A 21,587-nucleotide genomic window follows, 5' to 3' on the forward strand; every position below is an offset into this window, starting at 1 on the left:
ATGTCTATGGTGTGTGTACACGCACTCAATCCGCTCCACGGAGCACACGAAAGGCCCGCCATGTCTGCCACCCCCTCCGCTTCCGCCGCGTCCGCCGCCCCCTCCAAGGTCGTCCTGGTCACCGGCACGTCCTCCGGCATCGGCCTGGCCGCGGCGGTCGCCGCCGCACAGGCCGGCTGGCAGGTCGTGGCGACACTGCGCGACCCCTCCCGCGCCGGGGCGCTGCGCACCGCCGCCGCCGAGGCGGGGGTGGAGCTCGATGTCCGGCAGCTCGACGTCACCGACGAAGCCTCCGTGGCCACCGCGATCGACGGGGTGCTCGCCGACCACGGCCGCCTGGACGCGGTGATCAACAACGCCGGCGCCGGGCACCTCGGCACGCTGGAGAACGAATCCGTGGACGAGGTCCGCACGGTCATGGAGGTCAACTTCTTCGGCGTGCTGCACGTCTCGAAGGCGGCACTGCCGCACCTGCGCGCGACCGGCGGCCGTCTGATCACCGTCACCAGCGTCGGCGGAGTCGTCGGACAGCCCTTCAACGAGGCCTACTGCGCCGCCAAGTTCGCCGTCGAGGGGTACATGGAGAGCCTGGCGCCGGTCGCGGCCGCGCTCGGGGTGTCCGTCTCCGTCGTCGAGCCGGGCGCCGTGGCGACCGAGTTCGTCAACAACATCGGGATCGATCTGCAGGCCGAGGTCGACGCCGCCGGCCCGTACGCCAAGCCGCTGCAGGCCTACCTGGAGCGCACCACCGCCCAGTTCCTCAACGGCGCGCAGACCCCGGCCGAGGCCGCCGGGGCCGTGCTGGAGGCGCTCACCGCGGACCGGCCCGCGTTCCGGCTCCAGACGTCGGACTGGGCGCGCGGCTTCACCGGCACCAAGCTCACCGACCTGGACGGCTCGGCGGTGCTCGGGCTCACGGCCGGCTGGGTGGGCTGACCCGCCACCGCGGATCCTGCCGGGGCGCCACGGGACCGGCCGGGCGCCCCGGCGCGGCTCGCCCGGCGCGACGCACCCGGCGCGGCCTACCTCCGGTCGCGGGGGAGCGCGGGGACGCGCAGCCGGCTCGCGGCGTCGTCGTCGAAGCCGGCACAGAACGCGCCGAGCATGTCCTCCAACTGGGCCAGCGAGCGCACGGAGTACAGGACGGGCTGGTAGCCGGAGATGCGGTACGGGGTGGCCGCCGCGGCGCGGAAGTCCAGCTCCCGGACCGTGCGCCGGTCGTGGGCGGCGATCTCGCCGGAGGACGACAGCAGGGCCGCACCGTACGCCTTGGGGGCGCCGCCCTCGGTGATCAGCCCGTATTCGAGGGTGAACCAGTACACCCGGCTGAGGATGTCGAGCGCCTCGGCGGTTTCGGTGCGGTGGGCGGCCTGCCCGATGAGCCGGTAGAGCCGGGCGAAGCGCGGGCACGAGAGATGGATGCCGTGCCCGAAGACGTCGTGCAGGACGTCGGGTTCGGGGGCGTACAGCGGGACCGCCGGGTGGCGGACGAACTGCACGGCGTGGAAGTAGCCGTACTCCAGCGCCCCGAGGAACCGCTCGTTGGGCACCACCCCGCCGGCCGGGGTGAAGGTGAATCCCGTCCGGGCGGCGAGGAGCGAACTGACCTCCGTGTGCTGCGGGATGTGCCCGGCGGGGATCGCCGCGTCCTCGCCGGCCCGGACCACCGCACGGCAGGCGTGGGCGCGCAGCGCCGGGCCGAGCGCCCGGTGCAGCACCCGCCAGGTGCGGTGTTCTGCGTCGGTGTAGTGGACGGCGGGCGAGGGCGCCCCGACGCGATGGCCGTCGGCCCGTGCGGCGAGCGCGTTGCGGCGCCGCAGATAGTCCGGGTCGCTGCGGCCCGGGTGCTCGCCGGGGAGCCCCAGCCGGCCGTCGGCGGCGATGGGGGTCCGTCCGCACACCGTGCTCATGTCTGTCACCTGGTTCCGCGCCCGGCAGGTCCGTGGGGTGCCCGGTGCCCGGGCCCACGGCCCGCCGGACCGCCTTCCGTTCCCGGAGCAACGTCCCCGGATTTCCGGCCCCGGCGGATCGGCGCGGAACCTTTTCCGCGTGCGGATCCGGGCCGCGTCGGGCGAATCCTCGGTATCCGGAGCCCCGGCCGGAAAAAATTAAGCTAAAGAGTTTCCCAGGGATTCCCCATAGCTTCCGCCGCATTCGATTGCGGAGCGGGAAAACCCGCCGCGACCGTCCCCGAAGCACGAGGGCTGTCGCTTCGGCCTCCGAACCCTGCCCGCTCCCGCGCGGCGAACGCACCGGAAAGCTGTGCCCAGCACCTATTTCGCTTGTCTTCTCCTGGCTTCTCCCAGTCTGGCACGCGGCGTGCGGGGCTGCATCCGCGCCCGCCCTCGCCGTCGCCGCACGCAGGACCCATCTCAACTCGCCGTGCTGCCAGGATGGTTGGTCGGCGTATCGGTACCCCGAAAGCCGCTTTCCCGCACACTCCTCCCCTCGCCGCCCGGACCAGCTGACTCCCGCGTAACCGGAATTTATGCGTGATACGGAACGAATGGAACGTTTTCGGGACTGTCCGGGAAAGCCCGTCGAATGACGGCTCTTCAGAGAGTCATCTCACAGCTCGCTTTCATCTCGTTGTTGGTTCGATTCTTGACGATCGGGCTGTGAGTGACGTTCACTTCAGCCGTTCTGGGCCGGTCAGGAGGCCCCTTTGGAGGTACCGGGAAATGAATGCAATAATGCGGCGCGCCCTTACCGGCGCGATGGCGCTTTCGCTCGCAGCGCCCTTGGCGGCCTGCGGAAGCGATCATCAGGACACCGGTGCCGGCAAGGACACCATCGGCCTGCTGCTCCCGGAGAGCAAAGCGGCTCGTTATGAGAAGTTCGACCGCCGCATCATTTCGGCGCGGGTCGCCTCCCTCTGCCTCGAATGCAAAGTCGACTACCACAATGCAGAGCAGCGGGTCGATGCCCAGAAGAGACAGTTCGAGGCGCTGGTGAAGAAGGGCGTCAAGGTCATCATTCTGGACCCGGTCGACGCCGCGGCGGCCAAGAGCTGGGTGGATTCGGCCGCCAAGAAGGGCGTCAAGGTCATTGCGTACGACCGGCTCGCCGAGGGCGATGTCGCGGCCTATGTCTCCTACGACAACGAGAAGATCGGCCGGCTCCAGGGGCAGGGGATTCTCGCCGCACTCGGTTCGCAGGCGGCCGCTTCCGACCTCGTCATGATGGACGGCTCACCGACCGACCCGAATGCGCCGTCCTACAAGAAGGGCGCCCACGAGGTCCTCGACGGCAAGGTCCGGAAGATCGTCTTCGAGAAGGACATCGCCGACTGGTCCGCGGCGAAGGCCAAGAAGGAGATGACCGACCTCATCAACGCCCAGGGCCCGGAGGGCTTTGACGCGGTCTACTCGGCCAATGACGGCATGGCGGGCGGCGTCGCCGCGGCCCTCAAGTCCGCCGGAATCAAGAATGTGCCGCTCGGTGGGCAGGACGCCGAACTCCCCGCTCTCCAGCGGCTGGTCGAGGGCACCCAGTCCTTCACCATTTACAAGGAAGTCCGGCCGGAGGCGGAAACCGCCGCCGAAATCGCCTTCCGGCTTCTGCGCGGGAAGGGCATCACGTCCCTGACGTCGACCACCGCCCACAACAAGAGCAAGTCCGGTATCCCCGCCCGGCTGTTCAAGGCGCAGATCGTCACCAGGAAGAACATGAAGGACACCGTCGTCCGTGACGGCGTCGTGCGCACCGATCTGCTGTGCGCCGGCAGCCTCGCCGACAAGTGCAAGTCCGCCGGTCTGAACTGACCACCCCTGCGCCCCGTCGTCGGCCGGTATCGGACACCGGCCGACAACGGGGCGAGGTCCTTCGCGGACCGGGCGGCGGACGCAGGGAAAGGCCGCGCGCTCGCCAGGCGCCCGGAAGGGGCCGTGCGAGCCCCGTCAGCCGCCCGCGGACCCGCGCCGTCCCAGCCAGTCGTACGCGGCCCGGGCCGTGAACTCCTCCTGGCCGCCCTTGAACAGCAGCCCGGCGTGGGCGAACGCCGGGTCGTCGGCGGTGCCGGTCACATACGGAACGGCGAGGCACCGCATGCCCGCCCGGTGCGCCGCGAGCACCCCGGGCGCGGCATCCTCCAGCACCACGCACTCCGCCGGATCGGCACCCAGCCGCCGCGCCGCCTCCAGGAACACGTCCGGCGCGGGCTTGCCGTGCGTCACCTCCTCGGCCGACACCACCGTGGGCAGCAGCGCACCGAGCCCGGTACCGGTCAGCACCGCCTCGATCGCGGCCCGTGACGAACCGGACGCCACCGCCAGCGGATGGCCGGCCTCCGAGAGCCGCTCCACCAGCGCACGCATCTCGGCGAAGACCTCGGTGTGGGCCCGAGCCAGCCGCAGATACTCGCGGTTCGTGACGTCGAGCAGCTCCTCGACCGGGGCCTCGATGCCGCACTCCCGGCGGAGGATCTCCAGCGTCTCGCGGGTGCCGATGCCGATGAAGCGGGTGTGGTGCTCCCAGCTGAAGTCCGGTACGCCATGGTCCGCCAGCACCCGGCGACCGGCCTCGTAGTAGTTCGGCTCGCTGTCCACCAGGGTGCCGTCGAGATCGAAGATCACCGGTGTCGGTGGGACGGGAGTGGCCGGGGAGGTGGGGGAGGCGCTCATGCCCCCAGCATGCCAAGCCGCCCGCTCATCGCGACCCCGCGGCGCCGCCCACCGCCTCGACCAGCGGCAGCATCCGGTGCGGCACCCGCTCGCGCAGCGCCACCTCCGTACGGGTCCGGACCACGCCCGGCATGCTGATCAGCTGCTGGATCACGTCCTCCAGATGCGCCGCGTCCCGCGCCACCACCCGCGTCAGCAGATCGCCGCCCCCGGTCGTCGAGAACGCCTCGATGATCTGCGGCACCTCGGCAAGCCCGTCCGCCACCTCCTCCAGGTGCCCCTGTGTGACCTCGATGTGGACGAAGGCGAGCACGGGGTGATCCAGCGCGGCGGGGGACAGCCGCGGACTGTAGGCGGTGATCACCCCGTCCCGTTCGAGCCGGTCCAGACGCGCCTGGACGGTGCCCCGGGCGACCCCGAGGAGGCGCGCGTACTCCCGCACACTGGTACGCGGCTGCTCCAGCAGCAACCGAAGGATCTTGGCATCCAGCGCGTCCACGGCCATGACCCCGCAGCCTCCTCCCGGTCGGTGTTTCTCCTGCTCACGGTACCAATGGCCCAGTGGACCGGTTGGCTGCTGGGCCAGTGGCCCGCTGCCGGGGCCCGCTTCCCGGACGGCCCGGCGGGCGGCGACCGGCGAGTGCCCGGGCGGGCGGATCCCCTGCCGCGGTGCGGCAATTCCCGCGCCGTCGCCGGGGTTCCTTGCTACACAGGACCGGTGACGGATGACGACACCGGCGACCCGCGGGCCGGACGGACGGGACTCGTCGTGAAGATCCCCGAGGCCGAACCCGCCGTGCGCGGATGGCGGGAGCGGCTGGACCCCGGGGCCCGGGAAGGAGTTCCGGCCCATGTCACCGTGCTCTTCCCGTTCCTCCGGGCGAGCCGCATCGATGGCGCCGTCCGCCGCGTTCTCGCGGAGACGCTCGCCGCCCGACCGGCCTTCACGGTGCGGTTCGAGAGCTGCCGACGCTTCCCCGGCGTCCTGTATCTGGCCCCCGAACCGGACGGACCGTTCCGGAAGCTCACCGAGGCGGTCGCCGGACGGTGGCCGGAAGCCCCGCCGTTCGGGGGCCGGTTCGACGAGGTCGTTCCGCACCTGACCGTCGCCCAAGGACACGACGAGGCCGCGCTGAAGCGCGCCGAGGCCGCACTCGTCGGCGGCATGCCCGTCACCGCCCGCGTCTCGTCGGTCGCGCTCCTGGTGCACGACGGGACGAGGTGGCACGAGCGCGCCTCCTTCGCGCTCGGGCAGGTCTCCTGACCCGCCGCGGGTCGGGCGGACCGCCGCCCGGTCCCGTCCCACGGTGCGTGCGCTGCGCGGCCCGGTCCGTGACCACCGCCCCGTCGTGGGAAACGGCCGCCCGTGGCCGCACCCCACCCATTGGCACTCCTCTGGCCTGCCGAAACGTGCACACGCTGTACCAATGGCCCACCGTTTCCGGCCACTGTTGAGCAATCTGTCTCAAAAATGCTCTGATGGTCCCGCGAGGGCGCTGCGGATTCCGCGGCGCCTTTTGCATGCGGATTTTTCATGCGGAACCACCGAAGGGGCAAAGCCGTGCTGAAGAGGGTGTTCGTGGCGCCGGATCCGGGGCGGCTGCGGCTGCGCGGCGCCGTGCGGTCCGTCTTCGGCATCGGGCTGGCGGTCACGGTCTGCGGCCTCGCCGGCCATTCGCTCGTCGCCGCCGTCCTCGGCGGACTGGGCGCGCTGCTGGCCCTCTTCACGGTCACCGACGCGACCGTCCGCGGCCAGCTGGTCACCACGGCCCTGCTGCCCGCCGTCGGCTTCCCCGTGCTGGCCGCCGCCGCGCTGCTGCACGACCACCCGGTGGCACGGGACGCGGCCTTCCTCGCCGTGGTCGGCGCCGGGGTCTACGCCCGCCGGTGGGGGCCGCGGGGCCACGCCCTGGGCGTGTTCGCCTTCATGACCTTCTTCGCGGCCCAGTTCCTGCACGCCGAACCGGCCCGGCTGCCCGAGCTGTACGCCGCCCTCGCCCTCGCCCTGCTCGCCTCCTCCACCGTCCGCTTCGGCCTGTGGTGCTACGAGCGCCGGCTGCCCCCGGCCGCCGCACCCGCCCCGCCCGGGGGCCGCGGGCTCGCCCGGATCACCACCCGCCAGGCGATCCAGGCCACCGCCGGCGCCGGCTTCGCCCTCCTGGCCGGCCAGCTGCTCTCCGACCAGCGCTGGTACTGGGCCGTGGGCGCCACCTGGTGGATCTTCGTGAACACCACCTCGCGCGGCGAAACCCTGGTCCGGGGCTTCCGCCGGGCCCTGGGCACGGTGCTCGGCATCGCCCTCGGCCTGCTCGTCGCCGTCCCGCTGCACGGCGCCGTCGTGCCCACCCTCGCGCTGCTCGCGGTCAGCGTCTTCGGGATCTTCTACACGGCCGCGGTGTCGTACACCTGGATGATGCTCGCGGTGACGCTGCTGGCCGGGCTGCTCTACGGCCTCCTGGGGGTGCTGGACCCCGCGCTGCTCGCGCTGCGCCTCGCGGAGACCGGTGTGGGGGCGCTCGGCGCGGTACTCGCCGTGCTCCTGGTGCTGCCCGTCACCACCCACGCGACCACCGATGCCTGGATCCAGCGCGCCCTGCGCTGTGTGCACCTGTGCACCGCCGAGGCCGCCGCCCGCCTCGCGGGTTCCACGACCGCCGACCCCGCCGCGCACGTCGCCGCGCTGGAGCCCCTGCTCGGCCGGGTCCGGCTCTCCCTGGCGCCGCTCGTGCACCCGCTGAGCCCGCTGCGGGCCCGCAAGGCCCGGGCCCGTCAGGTGCTCGCGCTGCTCGACGACTGCGCCCGGGAGGTCCGCGGGCTGGCGGCCGTCGCCGCCGACCCGGAGGCCTCCCACGACGCCCGGCTCACCGCGGCCTGCCAGCGGGTGGAAACCGCCGTCGAGGCCCTCACCACTCCGCGCCGGCCGGGCGACCCGGCCACCGTCACGGTGTCCGTGCCGCACCCGCCCGTCGCGGAACCCGCGCTGCTGCATCTGCACGGCCTGGAACGGGCCCTGGCCGAACTCTCCGCCCCGCTGCGCAGCTCCCCGCGCGCGCCGCTGGTCGACGCCTGAGCGGCGGCGGACCCGGGGCGCAGCCCGGACCGTTCACGGAGGCGGGCGGCGCCGGCCTCCCCGCCCGCACCGGATCCGTCGAGGCGCGCGCGGCCTCCTGCGTCGTCTTCGCCCGACCGGCCGGCGGCCCGCTCAGCCCCGCGGAAAGCGCCCGCCGAAGTACACCTGGGTCTCGGTGAGCCGGCCGTCCCGCACCGTCGTCACCTCGACGTTGCGATGCCGCTCGCCCGTCTTCAGCTCGTACTCGTAGCGCACGCAGACCTGCTCGTCGTCGAGGGCCACCGCGTCGAGGATCTCCTGCTCGCGCAGCCGGTCCGCGGTGGGGAAGCAGACCTCCAGGAACGCGGCCCGGTCGATGTGGTCGTCCTGCGGGCTGGTGAAGACGTACTCCTCGGCGAGCAGCCGGTCCATGGCCGCGCGGTCCTGGGCGAGATAGGCCGCGAAGGCGGCACGGACGACATCGATGTGCGACATGAACTTCCTTCCGTGGGCGGCCCGCTCACGCCCCGGGGCGGGCACGGCCGGTCGGTGGCCGCGCTCGCGCTGCGCACGGCTCGGGCGGAACGTATCGCGTACCTGCCGCTCACCGGCGGGGTCTTCGCCCGCGCGTCGCACGGGACGGGCCCCGGCTTCCTCGTGGTCCGAGCCCGAGCGGTACGGCAGACGCCCTGCGCGGCGCCCTGGTGGACGTACGGGCCGTCGGTGCTCCGCACCCTGCCCCCGTCGCTCCCGGGCCGTCCGGCGGGCGTCTGTCGCGCTCGGCGCGGTGACCGTGCCCGGACGGCGAAGGGCCGCCCCCGCGCTGTGCGGGGACGGCCCTTCGACGCCGTGGTGTCCGGCAGAAAGCGGCCCTAGCGGACCGGTACCCCCTGCGACTGCGTCGGCAGGTTGATGCCCACCGCCGCCGCGTAGTTCGACAGCACCAGCCGGCCCACCGTGCTGTAGGCGCCCAGCGCCTCGGCGGAGGCGCAGCCCGCCTCCGCCGCGGCCGCCCCCAGCAGGCCGTCGGCGATCTCCGGGCCGATCAGGTACGGGGCCAGCGCCAGTTGCTGCGAACCGGATGCGCGCAGCTGCTCGGCCGTACGGGAGATGGCGCCCTCCTCGTCGAGCGCGGCGGCCAGCACCGGCACCGCGAGCCGCGCGGAGAGCAGCATGCCGGTGATGCCGGCGGCCTGTACGGCCTCCTCGCCGCCCACGGTGGCGAGGATGATGCCGTCCGCGGCCGTGGCGACCGTGAACAGCCGGGCGCGGTCGGCGCGCGCCAGACCGGACTCGGAGAGCCGCACGTGCAGCGCCTCGGCGAGCAGCGGATGCGGGCCGAGGACCTCGGTCAGCTCCGCGCCGGAGCCGCTGTTCATCATCGCCTGGCGTATCCGGCGCAGCAGCGCGCTGTCCGGGCCGGCCAGCAGCGGCACCACGACGGCGGCCGGGCCGGGGCCGGGCTGACCGTCGGCGTCCACCCGCGCCTTGTGCTCCGTGGCGGCCTGCGCCAGCACGGCCTCCAGGGACGGGAACTCGTCGTCGCCGCCGTCGACATAGCCGATGCGGGCGTCGAGGCCGGGGAGTTCGGAGCGGGCGATGCTGGAGATCTCGTCGGCCAGGCCGCGCGAGGCGGACGAGGGGGTGCCGGGCACGGCCAGTACCAGGGCGGGCGCGCCCTCGGGCGCGGCCAGGGGTTCCGGCTTGCGGTGGCGGCCGGTCTGCCGCGCGCGCGGCATACGTACAGGCAGGCCAGGTGCGGCTCCCGGGCTCGGGGGTGCGGCGTCAAAATGGGGCGAGCCAGGTGCGGGCCCAGTGGGGGAACTCATGGCGCCGCATGCTAACGCCTCGGGGCCGACCCGCGCGGAGGGAGGGTTCGGTGACGAGGTATCCGTCCCGTTTTATCCCGCGCGTCACCCGTCACGGACCCGGCGCAGGCCGTGTGATCTGCAACAACTTCCCGTCGACCGGCAGGGTAAGACGGTCGCCGGCCAGCGCCGCGGCGATCGTCAGCGCCCCGTCGAGCGGGCTCCCGGCGGCGACGACCGGACGCGCCCGCGGCAGCCGCTCGGCGAGCGCCGCGCGCAGCGGCGTCCACAGCGGCTCGCCCAGGCCGAACAGGCCGCCGGTGCACGCCACCGCGCTGTCCGCGGCCGGCGGGCAGACCGCCGCCGCGGCATCGGCGAGATGGCCCGCGGTGGCCCGCAGGAGGCCGAGCGCCACCGGGTCGCCCGCGGTGGCGCAGCCGGCCACCTCCGGGGCGAACGAGGCGAGGACGGCGGGCCGGTCGGCGCGCGGGTAGAGGGCGCCGGGCAGTCCCTCGGGCGGCCCGAACACGGCTTCCGCGCGCGCCAGCAGGGCGGGCGAACCGCCGGACCGCCCGTCATGCGCCCGCAGTGCCGCCTCCAGTCCGGCGCGGCCCAGCCAGGCGCCGCCACCGCAGTCGCCCAGCAGATGGCCCCAGCCGTCCGCACGGCGCCAGCCGCCCGGGGCGGCCGGATCCGTGCCCAGGGCGATCGTGCCGGTGCCCGCGACGATCACGGCACCGGACCGCTGTCCCAGCGCCCCGGCGTACGCGGTGACGGCGTCCGCGGCCAGCGCGCAGTGGCGCACGCCGAGGGCGGTGGCCAGCGCGGCGGGCAGCCGGTCGCGCAGTGCGTCGCCCAGCGTGGCCGCACCGGCCGCGCCCACGCACACCGCGGCGAACCCGTCCGCACCCGCCTCGCGCCGCAACTCCTCGGCTGCGGGCAGCAGTTGGGACAGCAGGTGCCCGGCGTCGATCCCGGCGGGGCCGGTGCGCACCGGCTCACGGGAGACGCGTACGGCCAGCGGGCGGGCGGCCTCGTCGTCCGCGCGGGCGACGGCGATCCGCAGTCCCGAACCGCCCGAGTCCACACCGAGGACATGACCGGCCCCGGCGGCGCCCCGGCCGCGGGCGGGGGGCTCACCCAAGGCCGCGGGCGTCCTGCTTGAGGGCGGTGTCGACGGTCAGGGCCGTGGCGACGACCAGGCTCAGCAGCGGATCGGGCAGCTGGTGGTGGATCTGCAGGACGTAGTTGTCCGCCGTGGTGAACATCGTCTTGGCCAGCCCCTCCCAGGTCTTGGTGATCCGGGCGACCTCGGTGTCGGCGTGGTCGACGATGGCGAAGTTCCAGGCGCGCCAGTTCTCGGCCCGGATGGCGCCGATCTGCTGACCGTTGACCATCATCGCGAAGTTGATCTTCCCGATGGCGTTCTGCTGCACGATCTCGCCGACCGGCGAGCCGTCCGGACGCTGCACGATCACCTTGGACTTGAGGATCTTCGCCGGCCGGGTCAGCACCAGCTGCGGCTGGCCGTAGGCGTCGCGGATCTCCAGCTTGTGGGTCATGTACTGATCGAGGCTGGAGACGACGCGCAGGACCTTCTTGGCCGTGCTCTGGCCGACCTGGACGACCGTGCCGACGGTGTTGCCGTGCTGGTCGAAGACGCTGTACTCGTTGGTGACCTCGATCAGCTTGGCCTTCTGGCTGACCACCAGCACCGGTTCGGTGAACAGGCTGCCGCCGCCCGGCCCGCCGGGCGCCACCCCGGCCTGCTGCTGCGCCTGGTGCGGCACGGCGCCCGGGTTCCCGGCGTGCTGCCCCGGCATCGGCTGCTGCCCGTACGGCTGCTGCATCTGCTGGCCGGGCGCCTGCTGGGGGGAGCCGTAGCCCTGCGCGCCGTACGGGGCGCCGCCCTGCTGCGGGCCCGGGTACGGGGCCTGGCCCGGCGCCTGCTGCTGCGCCATCTGCTGCTGCGGAGCCGGCTGGTGCGGCATGTGCTGCGGGGGCTGTGCGGCCTGCTGTTGCGCCGCCTGCTGGGGCGCCGGCTGCTGCGGTGCCTGCTGGTGGCCCGGCTGCGGTGCCCGGTGCGGGGCCGCGGGCTGTTGCCCCGGGTGGGTGTGTTCCGTCCACCGGGACCCGTCCCACCAGCGCAGTTGGTGGGGGGTGCCCTGTGGGTCGGCGTACCAACCCGCAGGGATGTTCGCATTCGTCATGCCAGGCACACTATCGCCCGGTGTCAGGGCAGCCTCCAGTCGACGGGCTGGGCGCCCTGCCGTGCCAGCAGGTCGTTCACCCGGCTGAACGGCCGTGAGCCGAAGAAGCCCCGGTCGGCGGACATGGGGGAGGGGTGCGAGGACTCGACGGCCGGCAGGTCGCCGAGCAGCGGCCGCAGATTGCGGGCGTCGCGTCCCCACAGCACCGACACCAGCGGGCGCCCGCGGGCCACCAGCGCGCGGATGGCCTGCTCGGTGACCTCTTCCCAGCCCTTGCCGCGGTGCGCGGCCGGCTTGCGGGGCGCCGTCGTCAGCGCTCTGTTCAGCAGGAGGACGCCCTGCCGCGTCCACGGGGTCAGATCGCCGTTCGACGGCCGGGGCAGTCCGAGGTCGGAGTGCAGCTCGCGGAAGATGTTCTCCAGGCTCGGCGGCAGCGGACGCACGTCCGGTGCCACGGAGAAACTGAGCCCGACCGCATGCCCCGGTGTGGGGTAGGGGTCCTGTCCGACGATGAGCACCCGCACCTCGTCGAAGGGCTGTTGGAAGGCGCGCAGCACATGCGCGCCGGCCGGCAGATAGGTCCGTCCCGCGGCGATCTCCGCCCGCAGGAAGTCGCCCATCGCGGCGATCCGGTCGGCGACGGGCTCAAGTGCCTTGGCCCAGCCTGGTTCGACAATGTCTTGGAGAGGTCGTACAGCCACGGGATCACCCTACTGGCCCCGGCCCGCTCCCCCTCAACCGATGGCCCGGACTCCGCCGGCCCGGCATGCGCCGTCCCAACTGCCGACCCTTCACGCCTCGTTGTCCGGCACCCGGATCCCCCGTCCGGCCGCCTCCTCTCAGGCCAGCGCGGCCGCCCGTACGCACAGCACGTCCGGCAGGTGGGAGGCGAGCTGCTGCCAGCTGTCGCCGTCGTCCGCGCTGGCGTAGAGCTCGCCGTTGCGGTTGCCGAAATACACCCCGGCGGGGTCGCTGTCGTCGACGCACAGGGCGTCCCTCAGCACCGTGCCGTAGTGGTCCTCCTCGGGCAGGCCGTGGCTCAGGGGCTCCCAGCTTCCGCCGGCGTCACTAGTGCGGTAGACGCGGCAGTGGTGGCCGGCCGGCACCCGGTCGATGTCGGCGGTGATCGGGAAGAGGTAGGCGACGTCTCCCGTGTGCGGATGCGCGGCCACGGCGAAGCCGAAGTCGGAGGGCAGCCCGCCGCCGATGTCCTGCCAGGTCGCGCCCGCGTCATCGCTGCGGTAGACGCCCCAGTGGTTCTGCAGATACAGCCGGTCCGGGTCGACCGGGTCCGGAGCGATCTTGTGGACGCACTGGCCGAACTCCGGGTGCTGATCCGGCAGGAAGACCGCCTTCACGCCCTTGTTCGAGGGTGTCCAGCTGGCGCCCCCGTCGCGGGTGCGGAAGACCCCCGCGGTCGAGACGGCGACGGTGACCGCGTCGGCGTCCCGCGGGTCGGTGAGCACGGTGTGGACGGCGAGGCCGCCGCCGCCCGGCACCCACTTCTCCCGGCTGGGGTGGTCCCACAGCTCCCGGATGAGCTCGAAGGTCTCGCCACCGTCCTCGGAGCGGAACAGGCCACCGGGCTCGGTGCCCGCGTAGACCACGTCGGGGGCGGCGGGCCCGGCCGGATGCAGCTGCCACACCCGCTCCAGGGAAGTCCCGGTGTACTTCGGGTACTTCACCGCGGGACGGGAGGGCTCCTGCCAGGTCTCGCCGAGATCGTCGGAGTGGAACACCGACGGGCCCCAGTGGGCGCTGTCGGCCCCGGCCAGCAGCCGGGGCGTCGCACGCCGGGTGTCGATGCCGAGGGAGTACACCGCCTGGGCGGGGAAATGCGGTGCGCTCAGCTCCCAGCTGCCGTGCCGTCGACGGCCGAGGAACAGCCCCTTGCGGGTGCCCACCGCGAGGAGTACGTCAGTCATGCCGGAACACCTCCGGGACGCCGTTGTCTCAGACAGTGGCAAGTCTGCACCCGACCACCGACAATGGCGCCCCGGTGTATGTCCCCGCAGGTCACACGGTGTGCCACCGACTTCCGGCCCGGGCCCCGCGGATCCTCCCGCCGCGGGCCCGCACACCCTCCCGCCGAGCTCAGACGGCCCGGAGGTACTGCGGCGGCACCGCGAGCGGCGCGCCCAGCTCCCGCGCGGCCTGTCGGGCGAAGCCGGGGTTGCGCAGGAGTTCCCGGCCGAGCAGCACGGCGTCGGCCTGGCCGTCCGCGAGGATCTTCTCCGCCTGCCGCGGCTCGGTGATCAGACCGACCGCGCCCACCGCCAGACCGCTCTCCTTCTTCACCCGCTCCGCGAACGGCACCTGGTAACCGGGACCGGTGGTGATCTTCGCGTCCGGCGCGTTGCCGCCCGTGGAGGTGTCCAGCAGGTCGATGCCGCGCTCGCGCAGGTCACGGGCGAAGCGCACGGTGTCGTCGGCGGTCCAGCCCACGCGGGCGTCGCTCTCGTCCTCGGTGAGCCAGTCGGTGGCCGAGATCCGGAAGAAGACCGGCAGTTCGTCGGGCCACACCTCGCGCACGGCGTCCACGACCTCCCGCGCGAAGCGGGTCCGGTTCTCGTACGAACCGCCGTACTCGTCGGTGCGCCGGTTGGTGAACGGCGAGAGGAACTCGTTGATCAGGTAGCCGTGCGCGCCATGGATCTCGATCACCTCGAAGCCCGCGGCCAGCGCCCGCCGCGCGGTGGCGGCGAACTGCCCGACGATCTCCCCGATCTGCGCGACGGACAGCTCGGCGGGCGCCCGGTAGCCCTCGTCGAACGGCACCGGGCTCGGCGCGACCGGCTCCCAGCCGTGGCGCTGACCGGGGAGGATCGGCCCGCCGCGGTTCACCCAGCCGCGCTCGGTGGACGCTTTGCGGCCCGCGTGGGCGATCTGGAGGCCCGGGGTCGTTCCCTGCTCCTTGAGGAAGCCGGTGATGCGCCGGAACGCCTCGGTCTGGGTGTCGTTCCACAGCCCGAGGTCGTACGGGCTGATGCGCCCCTCGGGGCTCACCGCGGTCGCCTCGACGAGGATCAGGCCGGTGCCGCCCACCGCCCGCGCGGCCAGGTGCTGGAAGTGCCAGTCCCCGGGCGCGCCGGTGGCCGGACCCTCGGGGGCCGCGGAGTACTGGCACATGGGTGCCATCCAGAGGCGGTTCGGGATGGTCAGCGAGCGGAGGGAGAGGGGCTCGAACAGTGCACTCACAGCAGACTCCTGTGCCTGGGAAGGAGTGGGTCCGGTCGGATCCAGCAGTCATACGATAAGCGTCGTACTACGGTGGATGTCAAACTACGACGCTTCTCGTACAATGAACCGGCGGGCGGCACACCGGCCGGACCGCGTCCGCAGCGTGAGTCAGGAGCCGCCATGCCGACCGATACGACCTCCGCGCGCGCCCCGTCGGGCCCCCGGTCGCTGGAGCACCCGGACCGTGCGGACATCCGGCTGGCCGAGGTGCTGCACGCGCTGGCCGACCCGATGCGCCTGCGGATCGTCCGCGCGCTGGCGGCCGCCGAGGGCGAGCTGAACTGCGCGGACATCGAACTCCCGGTCAGCAAGTCGACCTGCACCCACCACTTCCGGGTGCTGCGCGAGCACGGGGTCATCCGTCAGCTCTACCGGGGCACGGCCAAGATGAACGGGCTGCGCCGGGAGGATCTGGAGGAGCTCTTCCCCGGGCTGATCGACGGCGTGCTGCGGGCGGCGGACCTCCAGGCCGTCCGCCTCGGCGAGGAGTGAGCGGCCCGGCCCGGCGATCCGGGGTGGCTCGCCCGCCGGCTCAGTCCGTCGCGTGCGCCGCCTCCAACAGCCCCGCCCAGTCCGGCAGCTTGACCGTGCCCCGCCCCAGGCCGCGACCCCACGCCGCCTCGGCCGCCTCGATCGCCAGCCACCCCGGCCACGGCACCGGCCGCTGCCCGGCCCGCACCAGCGCCGCCACCGGATCCGGCGCCGTGCGACGCCCCGCGAGCATCGGGGCGTCCGCCAGCAGCGAGGACGCGGTCTCCTTCGCGCACGGCCGGTTGGTGCCGATCACACCCGTGGGGCCGCGCTTGATCCAGCCCGCCACGTAGACACCGGGGAGTGGTGCCCCGTCCCGCAGCACCCGGCCGGCCAGATGCGGAACCGTCCCGGTGCTCTCGTCGAACGGCAGACCCGGCTGCGGCGTCCCCCGGTAGCCGACCGAACGCAGCACCAACTGCCCCTCGATCTCCTCGAATTCACCGGTCCCCGCGACCCCGCCACGGCCGTCCGGCGCGGTCCGCTCGAACCGCACCCCGCGCACCCCCGCGGCCTCCCCGAGCACCTCGGCCGGCCGCAGGAAGAACCGCAGATGAATGCGCCGCCGGGCCCGGGCCGCGGATCCCGCGCCCGCCGCCCGGTCCGCCGTGCGCTGCGCCCAGCCGCGCAGCACCTCGACGTTCCGCCGTGCCGCCGCGGGCAGCGCGGCCGGATCCCGGTAGGCCGGATCCAGCGCCAGCTCCCCGGGCCGGACGCATACCTCCGTATCCGGCAGCGAGCCCAGCTCCCGCAGCTCCTTGGTGGTGAACTTGGCCTGCGACGGGCCCCGTCTGCCCACCATCCAGACGTCCTCGACGCGGCTGTCCGCGAGCGCGCCGAGCGGGCCCTGCGGCATATCGGTGAGGGCCAGCTCCGCGGCGCCGCGCGAGAGCATCCGTGCCACGTCCACCGCCACATTCCCCACGCCGATCACGATCGCGGACCGCGCCGCGAGGGTGAAGCGGACCGCGGCCGCGTCCGGATGCGCGCTGTACCAGGCGACGAACGCGGTCGCCGGATGGCTGCCGGGCAGTTCCTCGCCGGGGATGCCGAGCTGCCGGTCGGTGGCGGCGCCCACGCAGAAGACCACCGCGTCGAAGATCTCCCGCAGCTCCCCGACGCCCAGTCCGGGCGCCCCCACCTCGACATTGCCCAGGAAGTGCACCGCGGGATGCTCCAGGACCGTCCGCAGGGTGCTCTGCAGCGATTTGATCTTCTCGTGGTCCGGCGCGACGCCGTAGCGGACCAGGCCGTACGGGCAGGGCAGCCGGTCCAGGACGTAGACCTCGACGTCCGGCACCGCCTGCTGCTCGATCAGGGACTGGGCGGTGTAGACGCCGCTCGGTCCGGAACCGATCACTGCGACACGAAGCACGGGTGGCTCCTTCGGCGGGATACCCCCAGGGTCGCACCGGCGGGCACGCGGCGGGAGATGCGCTATCGGGGTTGCTCCCGGTGGGATGAGCGTGCCGCGCTACTGGGCCGGGTGAGCTGGAGGCTAGGTTTTCAATGTGTCGGAAAGTGACTTTTATACCGTTAATCACCGATATGAAGCCCAGGGCGCGCCACTGGAGTGGCCCACATGGGAGGTGCGGGCACACGGCTCCGCCGCGCCCCCCGCCGAGTCCGCCACCTCATGTGATCCGGCCGGCTCCGCGGGGCCGGGGTGCCCGCCGCGGCGGCTCGACCCGCTGGGCCCGTGGTGCAGCGCCCGGCTGACCTTCGCCGACGGCGCCCGGATCGATGTCCTGGTGACGGACTCCGACGAACACCTCACCGTCGAGGACGTACGGGCCGACCCGCCGCTGACCCTGGCCGGTCTGGCCGCCCTGGCCCGCTGGATCGAAGGCCCTCTGGACGACACCTTCCGGGCGGCCACCGGCCGTCCGCAGAAGGCCCGCTCCGCACCCCGTCAGCCCGGCCCGGTGGCCGTCCCGGCGGCGGGGGACGCGGTCGGCGGGACGCTGCCGGACGGACCGGACGCGGGGCCCGCGGGCACCGCGGCGTCCCGGCCGGTGTCGGGTCCGCGGCCCCTGTCGCCGGACCGGCCGGCGCCCTCGCCGCAGCCGGTGGACGGCCCGCTGCCGGACCGCACGCCGGACACCGTGGGTGCCGGGGCCGGGGAGGGCCCGGCACTCGCCGTCACGGAAGCGGCGCCGGCGAAGGCGCCGACGGCGGCGACCGGCGCGGTGACCGGCGAGGATGCGGCCGACCCGACGGCTACGGGTACCGGCCACGTCACGGGGGCATCGGCCGACGCTCCCCCCGAGGCCTCCGCCGGTACTCCCGGCGACACCCCCGCCGAGCCGTCGGCCGAGCCGCCCGCCGGACCGGCCTCCGCGCCGTCCGCCCAGCCGACACGCTCCGTCCTCCTCTCCCGGTCGCGGTCCGGCGAGCGCCGCCGGATCGCGGCGGACGCCTACCGCCGGGCGCAGCAGGACGGGCACGATCCCGTACTCGCCGTCATGCAGGCCACCGGCCGCAACCGCCGGAGGTCGCTGCGGCTGATCGCCGGCGCCCGCGACGAGGGCCTGCTGGCGCCACGCCACAACAAGCGCTAGCGGAGCGATGCCGGGACGTTCAACCGGGCTGCCGGCACACCGCTTTGGGCATGCTGGGCAGTCGCACACCCCCCCGCCGGGCCGGCGCTCACCACCGAGCGGCCGTCCGCGCTCCGGCATTTCGGGCGCCGTCAATTTCCGCGCACCCGGTATCCGTTATCCGTTCACCGGCCCCCGCCGGTGCGTCACCGGCGGAGGTTCCTCGTCGGCCGGGAAGCCCAACGTCCAGTCCAGTCCGTAGCGTTGGAACAGTTCTGCGCGCAGGAGGCCGCGCGGGGTCGGTGCTCCCGGCAGCAGCATCGGCACCACCGCGCCCATCAGCAGGGCCCTCAGCAGCGGATAGTCGGAATCGGGAGCCGGCGAGCCGTACGCCACGACCGTCTCGCGCAGCAGCTGCGCCAGCCGTTGCTGCTCGGGGCACCGGATGAATCCCTCGGCCGTCAGAATGCCCGCCATGTGTGTCCGCATCAGCAACGGGCGGTCGTGTGCGAGACCGAGGACGGCGTCGACGGCCCGGGCCAACCGCTCGCGTCCGGCGTCCGGTCCGGCCGGCCGCGGCTCCCGTTCCAGCGCTTCCCGCAGGGTCAGATGCATCAGCCGGTGCACGGCCGACTGGAAGAGCTGGCGTTTGCCGGGGAAGTAATAGGAGATCAACCCCCGGGCGGTGCCCGCCCGTTGCGCGATGTCGCCGAGCGTCGTGGTCTCGAAGCCGCGCTCGCCCACCAGCTCGACGGTCGCCTGGAGCAGCCGCTCGCGGGAGCGCCGCCGCAATTGTTCATTGACCGAGGCGCTGCGGGGGGACATCCTGTACTCCTGCGTTGACTGGCTGCGAGCCAATATACTCAGGACGACTTCGGATATCTGTCCAGGCAGAAATCCGGTCAAGCTGCCCGGTTCGGGCGACGCGGGGGATCGCCCGAACCGGGCGGGGGCGAGGTGAAGGCGGCCTGCTCGACCGGCGTTGTGGCAGGTCGAGCAGGCCGCCCGAGCCAGGAGCCCGCGCCGGGGAGCCCGCCCCGCCGGATTGACGCCGAGCCTTCACCGGGCGCCTCCCGCACCCTTCCTGACGCGAAACGACCGGTGCGCCGCGCGCTCCGGCACGGGCCCCGCCCGGTACGCCTGCCGGGCCGGACCGCCCCGGGGGCTCAGCCGACCGGCACCGCCGTGGCGTTCTGCCGCTCCATGGAGCCCGACCAGACGCGGCGCGGCGGACGGCCGACGAACTTCCCGAAGAGCAGCGCCGCCGCGGTGGCCGCGAGCACCCCCGGCACCATCTCGTAGATCCCCGACCGCAGCGGCCCGAGGAGCGGGTCGATCTGCTTCCACAGCAGGACGGTGACCGCACCCGTCACGATGCCCGCCATCGCCCCGGCCCGCGTCATCCGCGGCCAGTAGAGCGACAGCAGGATCACCGGGCCGAAGGCGGCGCCGAACCCCGCCCAGGCGTACGCGACGATGTCCAGCACGGCGCCGCCGCTGAGCGCGATGACGTACGCGACCACGGCGACGGCCACCACGGTCGCGCGGGCCGTCAGCACCAGCGCCGCATCCGAGGCCTCCCGTCTGACGAACGCCCGGAAGAAGTCCTCGGTGAGCGCCATCGCCGAGACCAGCAGCTGACTGTCGGCGGTGGACTTGATCGCGGCGAGCACGCCCAGCAGCAGGAGTCCGGCGATCCAGGGGTTGACCAGCTGGGTGCAGAGCGCGATGAAGACCGTCTCGGGGTTCTCCAGCGGCTGGTCGAGCGCGGCGATCCCCACCAGGCCCACGAGCGAGGCACCGGCCAGGCATACGATCACCCAACTCACGCCGATCCGGCGGGCCTTGGGGATGTCGCGGGTGCTGCGGATGCTCATGAAGCGGACCAGGATGTGGGGCTGGCCGAAATATCCCAGGCCCCAGGCGAGCAGCGAGACCACCGCCACGATGCCGAGCGGCTGCCCGGACGTCCAACGCGTGCCGTCGTAACCGGCCTTGGCCCCCATGTCCAGCAGAGCGGCGCTCTTGTGCGTGAGCACCCCGTGGAGCGCGCCGAACCCGCCCAGCAGCCCGACGCCGATGGCCGGCAGGGCCACCGCCGCGCCGAACATCACCGTGGCCTGCACCGAGTGCGTCAGACTCACCGCCCGGAAGCCGCCCAGGACGGTGTAGACGACGATCACCACGGCGAAGACCGTGAGCGCGAATTCGAAGCCGCCGCCGAAGATGCCCTCGAACAGCACCCCGCCGGCCAGGAGTCCGCTCGCCACGTAGACGGTGAAGAACACCACGGTGACGGTCGCCGAGAGCAGGCGCAGCATCCGGCTGCCGTCCTCGAACCGCTCCTCCAGGTAGGCCGACAGCGTCTTGGCGTCCCCGGCCAGCTCGGTGTATGTGCGCAGCCGCGGGGCGACCAGCAGCCAGTTGAGGTACGTCCCGAGGGCCAGACCGACCGCTATCCACGACGCGCCGATGCCGGCCGCGTACACGGCACCCGGCAGCCCCAGGAACAGCCAGCCGGACATGTCGCTGGCCCCCGCGGACAGCGCCGCGACCGGGGCGCTCAACCGGCGCCCGCCCAGCGCGAAATCGGAGAACGTCAAGGTGTCCTGATACGTCCAGAAGCCCACGGCCACCATGGCGAGCAGGAATATCCCAAATGTGATCATGACCGGTACGATCAGGTGTGTCACCACTGCTCCCTCGAGGCAAGCGCTGCCATGTCGTGCACGGGCCCCCGATGGGGGATCCCACGAGGAAGTCCCGGGGCGGGAAGGCTCCGGCGCGAGCAGACGATACGGACCCGCCGCCGGGAGCGGCACCCCTTTGGCAGATGTCCGTGGCAATCGCCGTTTCGCCGTCCCCGCAGGCCCGGGGCGGGTGCGGGGTTCAGGACCCTACCGTGCAACGGCCTTGCGGAATGCCAACTCCTGCCGGGTGACCACTACTTGAGACCACAGGGCGAGGCGGTCAAGGGGCTTTGCCGGACCGGCAAAGAGCGGGCGCGCGCCGCGCGGCGGCCGCCGCCTCCCGCTTCAGGAGGCAGCGTCACCCGTCCGGCCATAGCGTGAAGGGACGGGCCGAAGCGTCCCCGCAATCACAAGGGGTGATGGGCAATGACCGAGTTCGCAGAGCGCCGGCCGCGGAACACCGGTGACCTGGGGCGCACGACCATCGCCGACGGCGTGGTCGAGAAGATCGCCTACCTGGCGGCCGGTGACGTGGCAGGGGTGCACGCCCTGGGCAGCGGGCTCTCGCGCTCGGTGGGCGCCCTGCGCAAACGCGTACCCGGCGGCGGGACGACCACCACTCACGGCGTCAAGGTCGAAGTGGGCGAGAAGCAGACGGCGCTGGACCTGGACATCGTCGTCGAGTACGGCGAGGTCATCCCCGAGGTGTCCAAGGCCGTGCGGGAGAACGTGATTTCCGCGGTGGAGCGGATGACCGGGCTCGAAGTCGTGGAGGTCAACATCGCGGTCAGCGATGTGCGGCTGCCCGACGAGGAAGAGGAAGCACCGGACCGGGTGCAGTAGCCGCCCGGGCAGCAGCCGTCCGGCCGGGCCGAAACCCCGCGGGGGAGCGGTCCC

General features: G+C 73.2%; 20 protein-coding genes. 7 read left to right on the forward strand and 13 right to left on the reverse strand.

Annotated features, from left to right (window positions below; genetic code table 11):
* The first annotated feature begins 60 nt into the window (after window positions 1–60).
* Window positions 61–936, forward strand: coding sequence for an SDR family oxidoreductase (locus ACQP17_RS30840; protein WP_433859224.1), 876 nt, complete (start codon window positions 61–63; stop codon window positions 934–936).
* A gap of 86 nt (window positions 937–1,022) precedes the next feature.
* On the opposite strand, the gene ACQP17_RS30845 is transcribed toward ACQP17_RS30840, so the two are convergent.
* Window positions 1,023–1,910, reverse strand: a complete 888-nt coding sequence (locus tag ACQP17_RS30845; protein WP_433859225.1) for a phenylalanine 4-monooxygenase — start codon at window positions 1,908–1,910, stop codon at window positions 1,023–1,025.
* Window positions 1,911–2,681: 771 nt separating this feature from the next.
* Here ACQP17_RS30845 and ACQP17_RS30850 point away from each other — a divergent pair.
* Window positions 2,682–3,764 carry a sugar ABC transporter substrate-binding protein gene (locus tag ACQP17_RS30850; RefSeq protein WP_433859226.1) on the forward strand — a complete coding sequence of 361 codons (1,083 nt, stop codon included), beginning with the start codon at window positions 2,682–2,684 and terminating at the stop codon, window positions 3,762–3,764.
* Between the two features lie 135 nt (window positions 3,765–3,899).
* On the opposite strand, the gene ACQP17_RS30855 is transcribed toward ACQP17_RS30850, so the two are convergent.
* Together ACQP17_RS30855 and ACQP17_RS30860 are read right to left on the reverse strand one after the other, a co-directional pair.
* Entirely contained in the window at window positions 3,900–4,622 is a 723-nt protein-coding gene (locus ACQP17_RS30855; protein WP_433859227.1) for an HAD family hydrolase, read from the reverse strand.
* A gap of 25 nt (window positions 4,623–4,647) precedes the next feature.
* Window positions 4,648–5,127 carry an Lrp/AsnC family transcriptional regulator gene (locus tag ACQP17_RS30860; protein WP_433859228.1) on the reverse strand — a complete coding sequence of 160 codons (480 nt, stop codon included), beginning with the start codon at window positions 5,125–5,127 and terminating at the stop codon, window positions 4,648–4,650.
* Between the two features lie 213 nt (window positions 5,128–5,340).
* Between ACQP17_RS30860 and ACQP17_RS30865 the strand changes: the two genes are divergently transcribed.
* Together ACQP17_RS30865 and ACQP17_RS30870 are read left to right on the forward strand one after the other, a co-directional pair.
* Window positions 5,341–5,886, forward strand: a complete 546-nt coding sequence (locus ACQP17_RS30865) for a 2'-5' RNA ligase family protein (protein ID WP_433859229.1) — start codon at window positions 5,341–5,343, stop codon at window positions 5,884–5,886.
* A gap of 297 nt (window positions 5,887–6,183) precedes the next feature.
* On the forward strand, window positions 6,184–7,692 hold the full coding sequence (locus ACQP17_RS30870; protein ID WP_433859230.1) for an FUSC family protein: 1,509 nt from the start codon (window positions 6,184–6,186) through the stop codon (window positions 7,690–7,692).
* 132 nt (window positions 7,693–7,824) lie between these two features.
* Here ACQP17_RS30870 and ACQP17_RS30875 read toward each other — a convergent pair whose 3' ends face one another.
* The 7 genes from ACQP17_RS30875 to ACQP17_RS30905 all read right to left on the reverse strand — a co-directional run bounded on the left by ACQP17_RS30875 (window position 7,825) and on the right by ACQP17_RS30905 (window position 14,887).
* Window positions 7,825–8,166 (reverse strand): nuclear transport factor 2 family protein, encoded by a 342-nt coding sequence (locus ACQP17_RS30875; protein WP_433859231.1) that lies wholly within the window; start codon window positions 8,164–8,166, stop codon window positions 7,825–7,827.
* Window positions 8,167–8,543: 377 nt separating this feature from the next.
* On the reverse strand, window positions 8,544–9,500 hold the full coding sequence (locus tag ACQP17_RS30880; RefSeq protein WP_433859232.1) for a sirohydrochlorin chelatase: 957 nt from the start codon (window positions 9,498–9,500) through the stop codon (window positions 8,544–8,546).
* Window positions 9,501–9,591: 91 nt separating this feature from the next.
* Complete coding sequence (locus ACQP17_RS30885) at window positions 9,592–10,623, reverse strand: N-acetylglucosamine kinase (RefSeq protein WP_433859233.1); 1,032 nt, start codon at window positions 10,621–10,623, stop codon at window positions 9,592–9,594.
* Window positions 10,616–11,689: a phospholipid scramblase-related protein gene (locus ACQP17_RS30890; RefSeq protein ID WP_433859234.1), complete on the reverse strand. Its 1,074-nt coding sequence runs from the start codon at window positions 11,687–11,689 to the stop codon at window positions 10,616–10,618. Before ACQP17_RS30890 ends, ACQP17_RS30885 begins: the two co-directional genes overlap by 8 nt.
* Before the next feature lie 23 nt (window positions 11,690–11,712).
* Entirely contained in the window at window positions 11,713–12,390 is a 678-nt protein-coding gene (locus tag ACQP17_RS30895; RefSeq protein ID WP_433859235.1) for a uracil-DNA glycosylase, read from the reverse strand.
* Window positions 12,391–12,528: 138 nt separating this feature from the next.
* Complete coding sequence (locus ACQP17_RS30900) at window positions 12,529–13,614, reverse strand: WD40/YVTN/BNR-like repeat-containing protein (RefSeq protein WP_433859236.1); 1,086 nt, start codon at window positions 13,612–13,614, stop codon at window positions 12,529–12,531.
* Between the two features lie 169 nt (window positions 13,615–13,783).
* On the reverse strand, window positions 13,784–14,887 hold the full coding sequence (locus ACQP17_RS30905; RefSeq protein ID WP_433859237.1) for an NADH:flavin oxidoreductase/NADH oxidase: 1,104 nt from the start codon (window positions 14,885–14,887) through the stop codon (window positions 13,784–13,786).
* A 162-nt stretch (window positions 14,888–15,049) separates the two neighbouring features.
* On the opposite strand from ACQP17_RS30905, the gene ACQP17_RS30910 reads away from it, so the two are divergent.
* Complete coding sequence (locus ACQP17_RS30910) at window positions 15,050–15,421, forward strand: ArsR/SmtB family transcription factor (protein ID WP_433859238.1); 372 nt, start codon at window positions 15,050–15,052, stop codon at window positions 15,419–15,421.
* Window positions 15,422–15,461: 40 nt separating this feature from the next.
* Here the strand turns inward: ACQP17_RS30910 and ACQP17_RS30915 are convergent, their stop codons facing one another.
* Window positions 15,462–16,835: an FAD-dependent oxidoreductase gene (locus ACQP17_RS30915; protein ID WP_433859239.1), complete on the reverse strand. Its 1,374-nt coding sequence runs from the start codon at window positions 16,833–16,835 to the stop codon at window positions 15,462–15,464.
* 214 nt (window positions 16,836–17,049) lie between these two features.
* Between ACQP17_RS30915 and ACQP17_RS30920 the strand changes: the two genes are divergently transcribed.
* Window positions 17,050–18,021 (forward strand): DUF6214 family protein, encoded by a 972-nt coding sequence (locus ACQP17_RS30920; protein ID WP_433859240.1) that lies wholly within the window; start codon window positions 17,050–17,052, stop codon window positions 18,019–18,021.
* 156 nt (window positions 18,022–18,177) lie between these two features.
* Here ACQP17_RS30920 and ACQP17_RS30925 read toward each other — a convergent pair whose 3' ends face one another.
* Both ACQP17_RS30925 and putP read right to left on the reverse strand, forming a co-directional pair.
* Window positions 18,178–18,825: a TetR/AcrR family transcriptional regulator gene (locus ACQP17_RS30925; protein WP_433859241.1), complete on the reverse strand. Its 648-nt coding sequence runs from the start codon at window positions 18,823–18,825 to the stop codon at window positions 18,178–18,180.
* A gap of 341 nt (window positions 18,826–19,166) precedes the next feature.
* Window positions 19,167–20,669 carry a sodium/proline symporter PutP gene (gene putP, locus ACQP17_RS30930; protein WP_433859242.1) on the reverse strand — a complete coding sequence of 501 codons (1,503 nt, stop codon included), beginning with the start codon at window positions 20,667–20,669 and terminating at the stop codon, window positions 19,167–19,169.
* Between the two features lie 447 nt (window positions 20,670–21,116).
* On the opposite strand from putP, the gene ACQP17_RS30935 reads away from it, so the two are divergent.
* Window positions 21,117–21,533, forward strand: coding sequence for an Asp23/Gls24 family envelope stress response protein (locus ACQP17_RS30935; RefSeq protein ID WP_364876200.1), 417 nt, complete (start codon window positions 21,117–21,119; stop codon window positions 21,531–21,533).
* Window positions 21,534–21,587 lie beyond the last annotated feature (54 nt).

It is taken from the genome of Streptomyces kronopolitis, from assembly GCF_050953795.1.
In the GTDB taxonomy this organism is placed as follows: Bacteria; Actinomycetota; Actinomycetes; order Streptomycetales; family Streptomycetaceae; genus Streptomyces; species Streptomyces kronopolitis_A.